Source organism: Priestia sp. ST2, from assembly GCF_055810735.1.
Window position 1 is genome coordinate 78416 of the sequence record NZ_JBVVNT010000002.1, and the last position, 15300, is coordinate 93715.

Here is a 15300-nt window from a genome sequence, read left to right on the forward strand (position 1 = left end):
AGTGAAAGCGAAAGGAAAGTGGGTATGGATTGTATCCTTGATTTCGATTATTTCGTGTCTGCTGTTTGCAGCGGGGCTTGGAATGTCTATTTATGATTATGTTAGCGCCTCAAAAGCTACTGTAAAAGAAATGCCAAAGCCGAAGCAAGAAACAAGCAGCAGTAACAAAAGTACAAAGAATTATACGATTGTCGCTTTAGGTGATTCACTGACAAGGGGAACAGGAGACGCAGCGGGAAAAGGGTACGTTGGGTATTTAAAAGATAATCTTGAAGAAAAAACGAAGAAGAAAATTCTCTTAAGCAACTTTGGAATAAAAGGTCAAACGTCTTCGCAGCTGGCAAGTCAAGTAAAGCAGCAGGAAATTCAGCGGCAGGTTAAGTCGGCAGATACCGTGCTGATCACCATTGGAGGAAATGACTTATTTCAAGGCGGACAAACGCTGCAAAACTTAAATAAAAACAATATTCAAAAGCTAGAAAATGACTATTTAAAAAACGTAGACAGCATCTTAAAAAGCATCCGGTCGGCAAATAAAGACGCGACGATTTTTTTAATTGGTTTATATAATCCGTTTAGTAACCTGCAAGATGCAAAAACGACAACGGCTATTGTACGAGAATGGAATTACAAAAGCAGTGAATTAAGTGCTAATTATAAGCAAACTGTTTTTGTTCCGACCTTTGATTTGTTTCAGCTAAAGGTAGATGACTACTTATATACTGATAAGTTTCATCCTAATGCAAAAGGCTACAAGCTGATCGCAGAACGTGTAGCATCGCTTATTACGTGGTAAGGGAGGGAATGATATGAGTGAAGTAACGCTTTCAGTAAAAGGACTGAAAAAAGTAATAGGAAAACGAGAAATTATCAAAAATATTGATTTTGAACTAAAAAGAGGCGAAGTGTTCGGCTTTTTAGGACCCAATGGAGCCGGTAAAACGACAACGATTCGAATGCTTGTCGGCTTGATTCGCCCGACGGCTGGTTCCATTTATATTTGTGGATACAGCGTATCGAAGCAGTTTACAAAAGCGATGGAGCATATCGGCTGTATTGTTGAAAATCCTGAGCTGTATCCATACTTAAGCGGCTGGGAAAATCTGCAGCACTTTTCACGCATGATTCCTTCTATGACAGAAGAACGCATTCATGAAGTGGTGGAATTAGTTGGCTTGCAAGAGCGTATCCACGATTTAGTTCGCACGTATTCGTTAGGTATGAGGCAGCGTTTAGGAATTGCGCAAGCGCTTCTCGGAAAACCAAAAGTGCTTATTTTAGACGAGCCAACGAACGGACTAGACCCTTCTGGAATTCGGGATATGCGTAAATTTATTCGCTTTTTAGCTGAAAGTGAAGGTCTAAGCGTCTTAGTATCGAGTCATTTACTGAGCGAGATTCAGCTAATGTGTGACCGAGTAGCGATTATCGCAAAAGGAGAAGTTATTCACACAGAATCGGTGAAGACCCTGTTAACTCAGCAAGAGCGCTTACTGTGGAAGCTAGATCCGCAGCCTGCAGGAATAGACGTTTTAAAACAAGTGACGGACTTTGTGCAAGTGCAGGGGGAGTACGTCACTACGTTTTATGAAGAAGCTGAAGTGGGAGAGTGGAACAAACAGCTCATTCAAGCAGGAGTAACGGTAAAAGAAATGAATCGAAAGCTTCCAACTCTTGAAGATTTATTTATCGAAATGACAGGAGGCGAATCGATTGATTAGTTTGGTTCAAAATGAAATGATCAAGCTCGTTCGAAAAAAGCGCCTGTTAATCGTTACCCTTATTATGGGCGTTTTGATTTCTATGTTCACCTACGCTCAGCTTCGCGAAACACAGCGCCTTCAAGAAAAACTAGGAACGACCGATTGGCGCAGTACGCTGCAGCAAGAAATTATCGATACGCAAAACCGGCTGAGCGGAAGCCAAATTTCAGATGATTGGCGCAAGCAGCTTGAAATTCGCGTGGCGCAGCAACAGTATTATTTAGATAATGATATCAATCCTTCGGAACCAGGGGCACCAACGTTTGTGCGAGGGTTCATTGAAAACGCCATTCAGCTTTTGCTGCCGCTGATGATTATGATTATTGCAGCGGATTTAGTGTCTTCAGAGTACAGCTTGGGATCCATCAAGGTATTGTTGACGAGGCCTGTGAAACGGTGGAAAATCCTGCTTAGTAAATATATCACGCTCGTCATGTCCGTCTCGTTTTTAATTTTAATGTTTGGCGTTTTGTCGTACCTCATTTCTGGCGTTGTATTTGGATTTAAAGGCTGGACAGCCCCGATTCTTACGGGATTTAGCGTGCAGGGAAATGACTTAAATACAGCGGACGTTCATTTAATTTCGCAGTGGAGATATATTTTAATGGAGTTTGGTCTTGCTTGGTTTGTCTCACTTGTCGTTGGAACGCTTGCTTTTATGCTGTCTGTTTTAATTAAAAGTACAGCTGCGGGTATGGGTGTGATGCTTGCTTGTTTGATTGCAGGTACAATTTTAAGCAGCATGGTTTCTTCATGGCATTCGGCTAAGTATTTGTTTATGGTTAATTTAAATTTAACTTCTTATCTGCAAGGAACAGCTCCTCCGACTGAAGGAATGACATTAGGGTTTTCCTTGGGTGTTTTAACCATTTGGGGACTTGCCGGGCTGCTCGTGTCGTTTCTGGTATTTACCAAAAAAGACGTGTACTAATTCCGTATAAGTTGACGATAATCAGGAACGTGCGTTATGATTGTGTTAACAAAAAATGCTGTTTTGCTCAAAGGGGAGTAGCTCTTGCAGTAAAGTCGTCATTTCGAGATTATTATCTCCGGCTTTATTGACAATGCAAATTGTTAGCGAGACCTTTGCCAATGTTGCCATTGGTAAAGGTCTGGATACAAACACCTTTACCACATGTGGTAAAGGTGTTTTTTGTTATTTCAAAATGAGAGAGGAGCTTAAAAATGTCAAAACTATCGAGACTGTTAAAAAGCCCCGCTGTAAAAAAAGGAATAAAAAAAGCTGTACCCATTATTATGAAAGAGTTAAAGAAACGAAAATCGAAAAGAAGATAGCAGAAAAGAAAATAAGAAAGGTTGAGTGCTAAGTGAAAAAGTGGATGCTAGTCATATCAACTGCTGTTCTTTTTATGGTCGGCGGCTGTTCTTTTCTTGAAGATACAAGCAGTACGCTGAACTACGCAAACGATGCGAAAGATTACGTGAGTGAAGCACAAAAGTTTGCTGAAGAAATACCGCCTCTGGCGGAAAAAGCTGTTAATGACGACGAGGCAATAAAGAAGCTAGAGCAAAAGCTGCAGGAAATGAAAGGGAAAGCTGAAGAATTTAATCAAACAAAAGCTCCTGACATCGCTTCTGATGTGCACGATCAGCTTGTGCAACAAAACGAAAAAATCATTAGTGGAATTGAAGCGTATGAAGCCAATATAAAGAATGGCAGCTTCAATCCGGAAGCGCTAAAAAACAGTGAATTGTTTCAATCAATTCAAGATGTATCAAGTATTATGAAACAAATTAAAGAATTAGGTCAGTAAGAAAACGCGGCTGAGAAAAAAGTATGTTAACTAAAGAACATCCGAACGATGAATCAAGATTCTTGATGGAGAATCAACTTCGTTCGGATTTTTTTATTTGTAGGTGAACGTAGGTTTCATGTAGGTATGTCTTATGACTCAACCTCGTTTCCCTGTTGTAAATGTAAAATTATATAAATATATCTATTTATTAGAAGACAAAAACCTCCTCTTTCTTTTTTATATCTACGAAATTTTGTTAGAAGCTGTGACAAACTTAATGTCTGCTTTTCATATCCTATGTATAGTACATATATACACACCGCTTGAAATAAATTTTTTTTGAATGAAAAGAGGGCGTGGGAACGTTGATGTATTAGGTAATAAGACTCATTTTAAAAGGAGGGTTCATCCAATTAATAAAAACTATAGTCCTTGGTTTTGAAGAGAGAAACTAAAAAAAATTTTTCCGTTTACAAAAAGTTAATAAAACGCATACAAATGGTTTACTAAAAAATCAAAAAATTCACATCCTTTATAAATCTTTTCTGCTATACTATTTTTGAACAGTTGCTAGATTTATAGCGATGATAACTTACTTGAAAGGTGAATGGTAGATGAAAAAGAATACTCGCAGTAAAACGAAGAAAATCCTATCCACATCACTGGCACTTTCTCTATTATCTATGCCTCTTTTAACTACACAGGCAGGAGCGGAAGAACGTCATCCTGGACAAAGCTCACAGCAAAGCAAGCATCAAGGCCACAATAAAAAAGATGCGCTTGTGAACATACGCCTGATGGAAACAACCGACGTTCATACGAATCTATTAAACTATGATTATTTCAAAGACGCCCCTTATGAAAAAGTAGGTTTAGCTAAAACCGCTACCTTAATCAAAAATGCTCGAAAAGAAGTAAAAAACAGCTTATTAGTAGATAACGGAGACCTCATTCAAGGAACGCCTCTAGGCACGTATAAAGCCAAGATTAACCCGCTGAAAAAAGGTGAAGTTCATCCTGTATTTAAAGCAATGAATCAGCTGGATTACGATATTGCAACGCTTGGAAATCATGAGTTCAACTATGGATTAGACTTCTTAACAGAAGCGTACAACGATGCAAATTTCCCTTACATAAATGCCAATGTCTACGTTGATGATCATGACAACAACCCGAAAAATGATAAAAATAAATTTACGCCTTATAAAATTATGAATAAAAAAGTCGTCGATGAAAATGGAAAGAAACGAACGATTAAAGTTGGTTTCATTGGCTTTGTGCCTCCTCAAATTAACGATTGGGATAAAGCAAACCTTGATGGAAAAGTCATTACAAAAGGTATTGTAGAAACAGCCAACAAATATATTCCGGAAATGAAGAAAAAAGGTGCAGACGTAGTTGTTGCAATGGCTCACTCTGGATTTAGCAGCAACAAGCAAAACACGGAAGATGTCATTTACTCATTAAGTGAAGTAAAAGGCATTGACGCTATTACGTTTTCACACACGCATAAAGTCTTCCCTGCTAAAACGGAAGCTGCGCTAGACGGTTTGTTCCTTGGAGCAGATAAAAAGCCTCTTCCTGGCGTTGATAATGCAAAAGGAACGATCAACGGCGTTCCCGCTGTTCAAGCAGGTTACGGCGGAGGATCACTTGGCTTAATTGACTTAACGTTAAAAGAAGAAAAAGGAAAATGGAAAGTAGTAAGCTCTCAATCGTCCACGCGTGAAACGTATAAAGACGTAAAAGACGCGTCAGGGAAAACGGTTACGCAAAGTACGGTAGAACCGGATAAAGGTGTTATTAAAGCGGTTCAAAAAGATCACGATGCAACGGTTAAATACGTGAACACACCAATCGGTAAAACGACCGATGATATCCACAGCTATTTTTCTCTTGTGCAAGATGACCCGTCTATTCAAGTTGTGACAAACGCACAAAAAGATTACGTAGAAAAATACGTTTCTCAAAACAAGCCGGAATATAAAGACCTTCCGATTTTATCAGTGGGAGCGCCTTTTAAAGCAGGAAGAAACGGCGTTGATGAATATACGGAAATTAAAAAAGGTGACTTAACGATCCGAAGCGCTGGCGACCTGTATCTCTATGACAACACGTTAAAAGCGGTTAAAGTAAAAGGTTCTGTTGTAAAAGACTGGATTGATATGTCTGCCGGTAAATTTAATCAAATTACACTGAACAAAACAGAAGAGCAGGAATTATTAAACCCAAGCTTCCCTGTTTATAACTTCGACGTAATTGACGGCGTTCAATACCAAATCGACGTCACAAAACCAGCAAAATACGATGTGAATGGAAACGTGATTCACGGAGATTCAAGCCGCGTTGTTAACTTAACGTATAACGGCAAGCCGGTTGATCCGAACCAAGAGTTTATCGTTGTGACAAATAACTACCGAGCTGGCGGAGGCGGAAACTTCCCTGGTCTAAAAGGAAGCGAGCTCGTGGTGGATTCAGCGGATGAAAACCGTCAAATTCTAATGGACTACATCACCGAGCAAAAAGAAATTACGCCAACAGCTGACGATAACTGGTCCATTGCACCAATTAACAGAACGGCTAACGTGACGTTCACAAGCTCACCGCGCGGAGAAAGCTATTTAACTGAAGGAAGCAACATTACGTATACAAATAAAACGGATGACAAAGGATTCGGCATTTACAAAATTAATTTAAACGGCGAATCAAAAGATAATACAAAGGTTCAGCTGTTAGGCATGAACGACCTGCACGGTCAGCTCGATACAGATACAAAAATCAATTCAAATGGCCAAGCGCTTTTAGCTGGAAATATGAAATATACAGCAGCAGCTATTCGTAAACAAGAAGCTGAAAATCCGAATACGCTTTTAGTTCATGCTGGAGATATGATTGGGGGAAGCCCGTTAGTTTCAGCGCTGTTTCAAGATGAGCCAACGGTTGAAGTGATGGAATCACTTGGATTTGATGTAGGTACGCTTGGAAATCATGAGTTTGATGAAGGCATTGCTGAGCTTCACCGTATGATTGAAGGCGGAGACCATCCAAAAGGCACAAAAGGATACGACGGCATGAATTTCCCGGTTGTAGCGGCAAATGCTTATGACACTTCAACTAATGAATTAATTACGAAGCCTTACGCAATAAAAGAAGTAGGCGGCAAGAAGATCGGCTTTATCGGCGTTGTGACACAAGAAACGCCAAGCATGATCGTTCGTAAAGGAAATGAAAACTTAAAAATTACGGACGAAGCAAAAGCGATTGATAAATATACGGCAGAGTTGAAAAAGCAAGGTATTAAAGCCATTGTAGTACTTGCTCATAATCCATCTAATCAAAATGGAACTTCTACCGAGTTTGATGCAGCGGATATTGCTAAAAAAGTTGACGATGAAGTTGACGTTATCTTTTCAGCTCACAATCACGTATACAACAACAAAGTAGTAGATAACAAACTAATTGTTCAAGCTTATTCATACGGCTCAGCGTTTTCTGACGTAGACGTTGAAATCGACAACACGGGTGACATCGTGAAAAAAGATGCAAAAATTGTAACCGTATACCAAAAAGACTATACGCCAGATCCTGAAGTTTCAAGCATTATGAAAAAGTACGAAGATTTAGCAGCGCCTATTAAAGCAGAAGTGGTTGGGAAGTCATCTACAGATTTGGCAAAAGGCTATCCTTCTAGCGGAGCAACAGGGGATATCGCGCTTGGAAACTTAATTGCTGACGGCATGAAAGCAGAAATGAACGCTGACTTTGCTTTAATGAATGGCGGAGGCGTTCGTTCACAGCTTGATTCAGGTGACGTAACATACGGTGATTTGTTTGCGATTCAGCCGTTTGGCAACGTCTTAAATAAAGTAAAGCTAAGCGGAGCAGATTTAGAAACGGTGTTAAACAATCAAATTACATCATCCGGACTAGATTTCCATATTGCAGGCTTTAACTATAAGTGGGACAGTAGTACGAATAAAGTAGTAGATATCACGCTTCCAGATGGAAGTAAAATTGACAAAGAAAAAGAATACACGGTAGTAGTCAATAACTATATGTACGGAAACGAAAAATACGGTATTGGTGCACTTTCGTCAGGTATGGAAGTGGGACCAGAAGATTTACAAGCAACGGTAAACTATATTAAAACCCTTAACAGCCCATTTGAATACAAAGCTGAAGGCCGTATTCAAAACGTGGCAGCTGCTAAAACAGCTGAACAGCAAGAACCTACTTTAAAAATAGCTCAATAAGCCAAAAAAGACTGTCTCATAACTCGGATTTCCGGTTTAGAGACAGTCTTTTTTAGTAGATTATCTTCACTTTCAAACTTTAAATCAATTAATTTATGTCACAACAGACCGCTTAATTTTTGAAACAATCACCAAATTGTGGTATTCTTTCCATGGAAAGAAGATTTACGTAAACGTTAAAAGTGGTATAAAAATTTCACTATTTTTTCATTTATCTGCGCTATGATATAGAGCTATAGAGAATCTGAAATAGAATATATTCGTTACAGTAAAGGAGTAAATAAAAGTGGCTATTAATCTACAAAAAGGGCAGAAAGTTGATTTAACAAAAGGAAGAGAAGGCCTATCTTCTATTACAGTTGGATTAGGATGGGATCCTGTAAAAAAACGCAGCTTTTTTGGTTTCGGAGGAAACGGACCAAGTATTGACTGTGATGCATCTGTTCTTATGCTAAATTCAAACGATAAGCTTGTAAGTAACTCAGCCGTTGTGTATTTTGGAAATCGTCACAGTAACTGCGGGAGCGTTAAGCATTCAGGCGATAACCTTACCGGAGCAGGTGAAGGAGACGATGAACAAATTTTTGTTGATTTAAAAAAGGTTCCTGGAAACGTACATAAACTTGTGTTTGTGGTCAACATCTATCAGTGTGTTGAGCGAAACCAAGATTTCGGTATGATTAAAAATGCGTTTATTCGCGTTGTAGACAGCGCTAAAAACGAAGAGCTTGTCTACTTTAATCTATCTGAAGACCATTCAGGAGCAACCGCTTTATTTGCAGGTGAAATTTACCGAGACGGGAATGAATGGAAGTTTTCAGCAACTGGAGATGCAACGAGAGATACTGGATTAGGAGAAATTGCAAATAAATATACAAAATAAACAACTTGAAAAGAGGGAAACGAAATGGCTATTAATCTTTCAAAAGGACAAAAAGTAGATTTAACAAAAACGAATCCAGGATTAACAAACGTAGTAGTAGGTCTTGGATGGGATGTAAATAAGTATGACGGTGGAAACGATTTTGATTTAGATTCATCTGTCTTTTTATTAAACGGAGCGGGAAAATGCGCTTCAGAATCTGATTTTATTTTTTACAACAATACGACGGGTGCAAACGGAGCGGTTGAGCATACAGGAGATAACCGTACAGGCGTAGGTGAAGGAGACGATGAGCAGGTTCAAGTAGATTTGAAAAATGTGCCTCAATCTATTGAACGTATCGCGTTCACCATTACGATTCATGAAGCGGAAGCGCGCGGTCAAAACTTTGGCCAAGTAAGCAATGCCTACGTTCGTATTTTAAATGCAACAAATGACGAAGAGTTAATTCGCTATGATTTAGGTGAAGACTTCTCGATCGAAACAGCCGTTGTAGTAGGAGAGCTGTACCGACACGGCGGAGAATGGAAGTTTAATGCTATTGGCAGCGGTTATCAAGGCGGCCTAGCGGCACTTGTAAACGACTTTGGTTTAAACGCCTAATCATTAAAGTAAGAAAACGTACGGAGGATGTTTTTATGTCAATTTCTTTATCAAAAGGTCAGCGCATTGACCTAACGAAAACCAACCCAGGATTAACAAAAGTAATAGTAGGCCTTGGATGGGATACAAACAAATATGCCGGATCTCAGGATTTCGATTTAGATGCATGTGCATTTTTAGCCAATAAATCAAGTCAGGTTGTAAATGACGAGGAGTTTGTTTTTTACAACAATTTAAAAAGTCCAAATGGCGCTGTGGAGCATAACGGTGACAACCGTACGGGTGCAGGAGATGGAGACGATGAGCAAATAGCCGTTGATTTTTCCCTTCTTCCTGACCACGTTGAAAAAATCGGAATTAGCGTCACGATTCACGACGCAGATGCTCGCGGACAAAACTTTGGACAAGTATCCAACGCGTTTGTTCGTCTGATTGATGCTGAAACAAATGAAGAAGTACTGCGATATGATTTAGGTGAAGATTTTTCAATCGAAACAGCTGTCGTTGTATGCGAGCTATACAAGCACGGAAACGACTGGAAGTTTAATGCCATTGGCAGCGGATTTTCCGGTGGCTTGGCCGACCTTTGCCGCAACTACGGATTATCCGTATAAAAAAGGCACGGAATAAATGAAAAAGAAAGGGTGCTTTAACGAGTACCCTTTCTTTTTAGCATGTATATGTCTGAAAAGAAAGGAGCTGTAAGGCGTGAGTAAACTAATTGATCCTCATATCATTAATCTTAACGAGCAAAATGGAACTTCTCTTTTTTCTCAAGATGTTTCTCTGCGAGGTGACTTTATACAAAATGAGCAGCAAATTTCCTACAAACAAGTGGCGGGAAGATATGTAGGCACCCATCTTGATGCGGACGAGTACGCATCTTTTCTTTATGAACTTGCGCATTCATCATCATCGATCCTTGTCCTGCACGATAAGCTTGATAAGTCCATTTCAAATGATAGATTAAAAGAAGTACAAACGATTCTTAAAATTAATCAAGAAGAACGCGGCCTTTCTGTCAATCGACTGTTTGCTTTTTTAGAAGGAAAAAAGCTGATCGTGAAGTCAGAAAATCCCGCTATACATAGAAGAATACGCGAAAAATTTATTGAAACCTTAACGTGTTTTAAAGAACAGCACGCAGAGGGCTTTATGGACGGGCATTTTCAACGCGTATTAATCGATTTAATAAAGTGGCAGTGGAATCATGTGAAGTCTTGGATGGTCGATCAAGCATTTCCTGAACACGCGCCTCGCATCATGTGGTATGGAGATGCGAATAAAAGCGAGCAGTATTTTCTCTATTATTTGATTTTACTAGGTTTTGACGTCCTTACCTTTCATCCAGAGGGAAAGGATCATTTAAAAGAAGTAGATAAGAATCAACATTTAACAACGGTTTATACGTTTCCTTCTACTAGCTCGCTTTTACCTTTTCCAACGGATAAGCCGGTTCGAAAAGGTACGGTAGCATTTCGAGCTTCTCAAGAAATTGAGCAAGTGCTTCATTCAGAGGAGTCTATGCTGTATAAACCGTGGCAATTTCGTTCGTATTTTCCAACTTCAGTTACTCTTAAAACGACGTATGATGAGATTTTTTTATTAATGAGAGAACGGGCGTTTATTCGTCCTAATTTTGAAGTGTCAAAGCCATATGTACACGTGCCGGTTCTGTTTTCAAAAGTGCTTGGCATTTCAAAAAACCGAAAAGAGTACTGGAGTAAAGTGCATGAGCTCATGCAAACAGAAAATGAGTTAGCTCTGACTGTTGATTCTGTTCCTTTTGCTAAAAAAATAGAAGGAAATAATCACTTTCACTACCAAGGCGCTCTCGGAAGTGATGGGACGCTCAGTCCTGATAAAATGATTGAAAGCAACTGGTGGCGCTATAAAGAACTGCCTATCGGGCTTCAGCAAGGGCTAGCTGCAGCTATTTCCAGATACTGTGCACATTCAAAGCTCCTTCGGTTGGATCATGAAGATGCGTATCAGCATCAAATGTACTTGTTTAATCAGTCTTTGAAGCTTCCAAACAACGTGCTTCGCATGCTTCAAAAATTTGATTATACGCAGCACGTCCCTCGGCTCATTATCTATCACGGAAATGAACATGAAACGTTTACGCGTGAAGATGCAGCTTTACTGCTTCTGTTAAATGAATTTGGCGTTGATATTGTTCTTTTTAATCCGACCGGTCAAATAGATATAGAAGCGTTTGTCGAAGAAAAATATTTCGATATACATTGGCTAGAAGATATTAGCTTTAATGAAGAATTCAAAGAGCCGTCGCTCATTCAAAAATGGTTAAAACGAATCTTTTAAAGAAAGAAGGGTTTTTAAATGGGAACAAACGAATTACAGTCTTTAGATGTAAACGAAGCCGAAGAAGTTTTAGAAACAAAGCCTAATGAAGTAAAAGCAAAACTGCGAGAAGAGCCGGAAGTACGTCGCTTAGCAGAACAAATTGATTATAAAAATCAGCTAGCTTTACTTGAGTATGGGAAAGAAACAGCCAATGAAATTTCCTCGTTTTCCGGAAAAGTGCTTAGTACAATTAAATCGTCTAGCATGGAAGAGTCAAGTCAATTATTAAAGCAGCTTGGAAAGATTATGGATAAATTTGATGCAAAGGATTTTGTTGAAGATAAAGGGTTTTTCTCTAAGCTTTTTAAACGCGGTCAAAAAATAGTGGATAAGCTGTTTCAAAAATATGAAACAATGGGCTCTGAAATTGATAAAGTATATGTAGAGATTACAAAATATGAAACTGAAATGAAGCATTCAACCACGACGCTTGAACAGCTTTACGAGCAAAACTATCAGTATTATATGGAGCTTGAAAAATACATTGTAGCGGGCGAAGTGAAAGTAGAAGAGTTAAAACAAGAGGTAAAGGTGCTTGAAGAAAGAGCGTCGAGTGGAAATCAGCTGGCGGCAATGGAGCTTCAAACCTTAAAAAATGCGGTTGAGCTGATGGAGCAGCGATTATATGATTTAGAAATGGCAAAACAAGTATCTTATCAATCCGCTCCTCAAATCCGTATGCTGCAGCGAGGAAATACAAAGCTGATCGGCAAAATCAATTCTGCGTTTATTACAACGATTCCTATTTTTAAAAATGGACTCATTAACGCAATCGCAGCAAAACGTCAAAATTTAGTAGCGGAGTCTATGAACGAATTAGACAAACGCACAAATGAGCTGCTCATTCGCAATGCAGAAAACATTTCACAGCAAAGCGTTAAAATTGCCAAAATGTCCGGTGCTCCTAGCGTAAAAGTAGAAACGATGGAACAAACGTGGAATATTATTATGAAAGGAATGCAGGAAACAAAAGCAATCGAAGAAGAAAACAAACGCCTTCGTGAAGAAGGACTTGTTCGCTTAGCGCAATTTCAAGAAAACTTCAAGGCGCTTGAACATAAGATGTAACGAAAAAGCGGGAATCTTTACGATTCCCGCTTTTTTTGCCTATACGTTTGCTAGAAGTCTGAACCGTAAGAGATTAGTGAAAAGCGTGAAAGGGTATCAGATATAAAAGGAGTATTATCCAAAATAAGATAGTTATTTCCAGAAAGCGTTTGTACACTTTTATGATTTTTTTCGAATTTGTTAAAAAAATCTTTTATAATTTAAGTTAAAAACTTAAAATAATTAAGCTTTTTAAGTTTTTTAGTGGTTTTTAGTTTTTCTTTGCGCTACAATTAGCTCATATCAAAGTAAAAAAGGAGGGTATTTCAATGTATCAAGAACAGCGCATGAGTGCGATTGTTGAATACCTTCATACACACCGTACGATTACGTTAGACGAAATTTGCGATATGTTTACCGTTTCAAAAGATACGGCGAGGCGTGATTTAGTCAAGCTTGAAGAAAACGGCGAGGTTATGAGAGTTAAAGGCGGAGCGACGCTATCGTCAAGTCATATCATTGATTACAGTGAACGGACGCCTACCAAAGCCAAAGAACAAATTGCTAAAGAAGCAGCTTTGTTAATGTCGGAGGGGTATGACGTGCTTTTAGATACGTCTTCTACCATCTCGCTAATGGCGAAGTATATGGATGTAAAGCATGTAACCGTTATTACGAATTCCATTGATAATGTGGATTTGCTCGATCAATATACAGCGTGTGATACGTTTTTGCTGCCGGGAAAGTTTAACGGGAAAAACCGTAACGTCACCGGGCCAAGAACGATTTCTACGTTGCAGGAATACAAAGTAGATCAGCTGTTTTTAGGTACGTGCGGGGTTGGTGCAGATGGTATTACATCTCCAAGTGAAGAAGAAGCATTTTTAAAAAGAAAGATGATTCAATGTGCAAGACAAGTTATTATGCTTGCGGATCATACGAAGTTTGAACGTGAATTTTTACATCGAGTATGTGATATGAGCGATATTGATATCTTAATCACAAATAAAGAGCCAGAAGCGGATGTAAAAGAAAAAATAGAACAAAATCAAGTGCGGCTTATCGTAACAGATTTTGATAAAGGAGAGGAAACACAATGAAGAAAATAAAAGTAGGATTAGTAGGGTACGGATTTTCAGCAACGGTCTTTCACACGCCGCTTTTAAGCGTGTTAGACGAATTTCATATTTCAAAAGTAATGAGCTCAAATTCTGAAAAAGTAAAGAGTGACTTAGAAGATGTTGAAGTAGTGAGCACTCTATCTGAACTTCTAGAAGATGACAGCATTGATTTAGTTATTATTACAACGCCTAGCGGCATGCACTATGAAATGGTGAAAGACGCACTACGCGCAGGCAAGCATGTAATTGTTGAAAAGCCAATGGTTGTATCAGAAAAAGAAGCAAATGAATTAATTCAATTAGCAAAAGAACAAGATGTTCAACTAAGCGTCTATCATAACCGCAGATGGGATAATGATTATTTGACGGTGAAACAGCTGATTGAAGAAGGGAAATTAGGCGACGTTAAAATGTATGAAGCGCATTTTGACCGCTATCGTCCAGCTGTTCGAGACCGCTGGAGAGAAAATGAAGGACCTGGGTCAGGAGCGCTTTACGATTTAGGCTCTCATTTAATAGACCAAGCCTTACACCTTTTTGGAATGCCTGAATTTGTTCAAGCTGATGTATTTGGTCAGCGAGATCATGCACGTACGGATGATTACTTCCACGTAGTGCTTGGATACGGTTCTCTTCGCGTTATTTTACATTCAAGTGCCATTGTGCCAAGCAACGGGCCGCGCTTTCAAGTTCACGGAACAAAAGCAAGCTATATTAAATACGGCATTGACGGCCAAGAAGATATGCTAAGAGCCGGTAAGAAGCCTGTGGACGATATGTGGGGAGCCGACAGCCCTGAACACTACGGGAAGCTGACAACTGGCGAAGGCGAAACGAAAGAAATTCAAACACTGCACGGTTCTTATGTGACGTATTATCAAAAAATTGCCGACAGCCTGCTTCGAGGAGAAGAGCTTCCGGTTTCAGCAGAAGAAGCTCGTGACGTAGTTAAAGTTATCGAAGCGGCATTTGAAAGCAGCAAAGAAAAACGAGCGGTTTATTTTAACTAAGGAGCGAGAAACAGTGAGTAATCATTCGGCAGAGAAACTGCTTGAAAAAGTAGTTCAGCAGGAAAAAGAACTGATCTTTCATCAATTTACAAATGACCAAGCGTTACAGATAGGAACAGCAATTATTAATGAAGCAAAAAATAAGGGGAAAGCCGTTACAGTAAGCATAAAACGAAATGGTCAAACTCTCTTTCAACATGCGATGGAAGGGGCCATTCCCGACCATGAAGAATGGATTAAACGAAAATCAAATACCGTTCTTCGCCACCATCACAGCTCGTATTATATGAAGCTGTACTGCGAGTTAAAAGATCGTTCTTACGCGCAGTTTTATGCAGCGAATCCTCAGGAATTCGAAGCGGTAGGCGGGTCATTTCCGGTTTCGGTTAAAAACGTTGGCGTAATTGGAACCATTACTGTATCAGGCATGTCGCAAGAAGAAGATCATGAACTTGTGACAGATACGATTCGTAGCTTTTTGCAATAAAAATAAGCG

13 protein-coding genes are annotated in these 15300 nt (G+C 39.3%); all 13 read left to right on the forward strand.

Annotation, left to right across the window (positions count from 1 at the left end):
* Position 1: 1 nt before the first annotated feature.
* The 13 genes from AC0KUU_RS06770 (at position 2) to AC0KUU_RS06830 (ending at position 15291) form a co-directional block, all read left to right on the forward strand.
* A complete protein-coding gene (locus tag AC0KUU_RS06770) occupies positions 2-796 on the forward strand; it encodes an SGNH/GDSL hydrolase family protein (protein ID WP_028408234.1) in 795 nt (264 codons plus the stop codon).
* Between the two features lie 13 nt (positions 797-809).
* Positions 810-1721: an ABC transporter ATP-binding protein gene (locus AC0KUU_RS06775; RefSeq protein ID WP_043983017.1), complete on the forward strand. Its 912-nt coding sequence runs from the start codon at positions 810-812 to the stop codon at positions 1719-1721.
* The gene (locus AC0KUU_RS06780; protein ID WP_013057401.1) at positions 1714-2694 is read left to right on the forward strand and encodes an ABC transporter permease; all 981 of its coding nucleotides are present in this window, start codon (positions 1714-1716) and stop codon (positions 2692-2694) included. The genes AC0KUU_RS06775 and AC0KUU_RS06780 overlap by 8 nt, the downstream gene beginning before the upstream one ends.
* Positions 2695-3091: 397 nt before the next feature.
* Positions 3092-3538 carry a DUF6376 family protein gene (locus AC0KUU_RS06785; RefSeq protein WP_052500362.1) on the forward strand — a complete coding sequence of 149 codons (447 nt, stop codon included), beginning with the start codon at positions 3092-3094 and terminating at the stop codon, positions 3536-3538.
* 596 nt (positions 3539-4134) lie between these two features.
* On the forward strand, positions 4135-7773 hold the full coding sequence (locus AC0KUU_RS06790; RefSeq protein WP_322552118.1) for a multifunctional 2',3'-cyclic-nucleotide 2'-phosphodiesterase/3'-nucleotidase/5'-nucleotidase: 3639 nt from the start codon (positions 4135-4137) through the stop codon (positions 7771-7773).
* A gap of 286 nt (positions 7774-8059) precedes the next feature.
* The gene (locus tag AC0KUU_RS06795) at positions 8060-8656 is read left to right on the forward strand and encodes a TerD family protein (RefSeq protein WP_165575052.1); all 597 of its coding nucleotides are present in this window, start codon (positions 8060-8062) and stop codon (positions 8654-8656) included.
* A gap of 24 nt (positions 8657-8680) precedes the next feature.
* Positions 8681-9259 carry a TerD family protein gene (locus AC0KUU_RS06800; protein ID WP_013057396.1) on the forward strand — a complete coding sequence of 193 codons (579 nt, stop codon included), beginning with the start codon at positions 8681-8683 and terminating at the stop codon, positions 9257-9259.
* 35 nt (positions 9260-9294) lie between these two features.
* Positions 9295-9873 (forward strand): TerD family protein, encoded by a 579-nt coding sequence (locus AC0KUU_RS06805; RefSeq protein WP_043983009.1) that lies wholly within the window; start codon positions 9295-9297, stop codon positions 9871-9873.
* 94 nt (positions 9874-9967) lie between these two features.
* Complete coding sequence (locus AC0KUU_RS06810; RefSeq protein ID WP_165575055.1) at positions 9968-11584, forward strand: YceG family protein; 1617 nt, start codon at positions 9968-9970, stop codon at positions 11582-11584.
* Between the two features lie 18 nt (positions 11585-11602).
* Positions 11603-12694: a toxic anion resistance protein gene (locus tag AC0KUU_RS06815; RefSeq protein ID WP_043983004.1), complete on the forward strand. Its 1092-nt coding sequence runs from the start codon at positions 11603-11605 to the stop codon at positions 12692-12694.
* A gap of 308 nt (positions 12695-13002) precedes the next feature.
* Positions 13003-13773, forward strand: coding sequence for a DeoR/GlpR family DNA-binding transcription regulator (locus tag AC0KUU_RS06820; protein ID WP_043983002.1), 771 nt, complete (start codon positions 13003-13005; stop codon positions 13771-13773).
* Positions 13770-14804 carry an oxidoreductase gene (locus AC0KUU_RS06825; RefSeq protein ID WP_322552117.1) on the forward strand — a complete coding sequence of 345 codons (1035 nt, stop codon included), beginning with the start codon at positions 13770-13772 and terminating at the stop codon, positions 14802-14804. Before AC0KUU_RS06820 ends, AC0KUU_RS06825 begins: the two co-directional genes overlap by 4 nt.
* A 13-nt stretch (positions 14805-14817) precedes the next feature.
* Positions 14818-15291, forward strand: coding sequence for a heme-degrading domain-containing protein (locus tag AC0KUU_RS06830; RefSeq protein WP_043983000.1), 474 nt, complete (start codon positions 14818-14820; stop codon positions 15289-15291).
* Positions 15292-15300 lie beyond the last annotated feature (9 nt).

Coding starts and splice junctions, on each gene's coding strand:
- AC0KUU_RS06805 (WP_043983009.1), top strand. CDS start 9,295: ATGTCAATTTCTTTATCAAAAGGTCAGCGCATTGACCTAACGAAAACC.
- AC0KUU_RS06790 (WP_322552118.1), top strand. CDS start 4,135: ATGAAAAAGAATACTCGCAGTAAAACGAAGAAAATCCTATCCACATCA.
- AC0KUU_RS06825 (WP_322552117.1), top strand. CDS start 13,770: ATGAAGAAAATAAAAGTAGGATTAGTAGGGTACGGATTTTCAGCAACG.
- AC0KUU_RS06815 (WP_043983004.1), top strand. CDS start 11,603: ATGGGAACAAACGAATTACAGTCTTTAGATGTAAACGAAGCCGAAGAA.
- AC0KUU_RS06800 (WP_013057396.1), top strand. CDS start 8,681: ATGGCTATTAATCTTTCAAAAGGACAAAAAGTAGATTTAACAAAAACG.
- AC0KUU_RS06820 (WP_043983002.1), top strand. CDS start 13,003: ATGTATCAAGAACAGCGCATGAGTGCGATTGTTGAATACCTTCATACA.
- AC0KUU_RS06775 (WP_043983017.1), top strand. CDS start 810: ATGAGTGAAGTAACGCTTTCAGTAAAAGGACTGAAAAAAGTAATAGGA.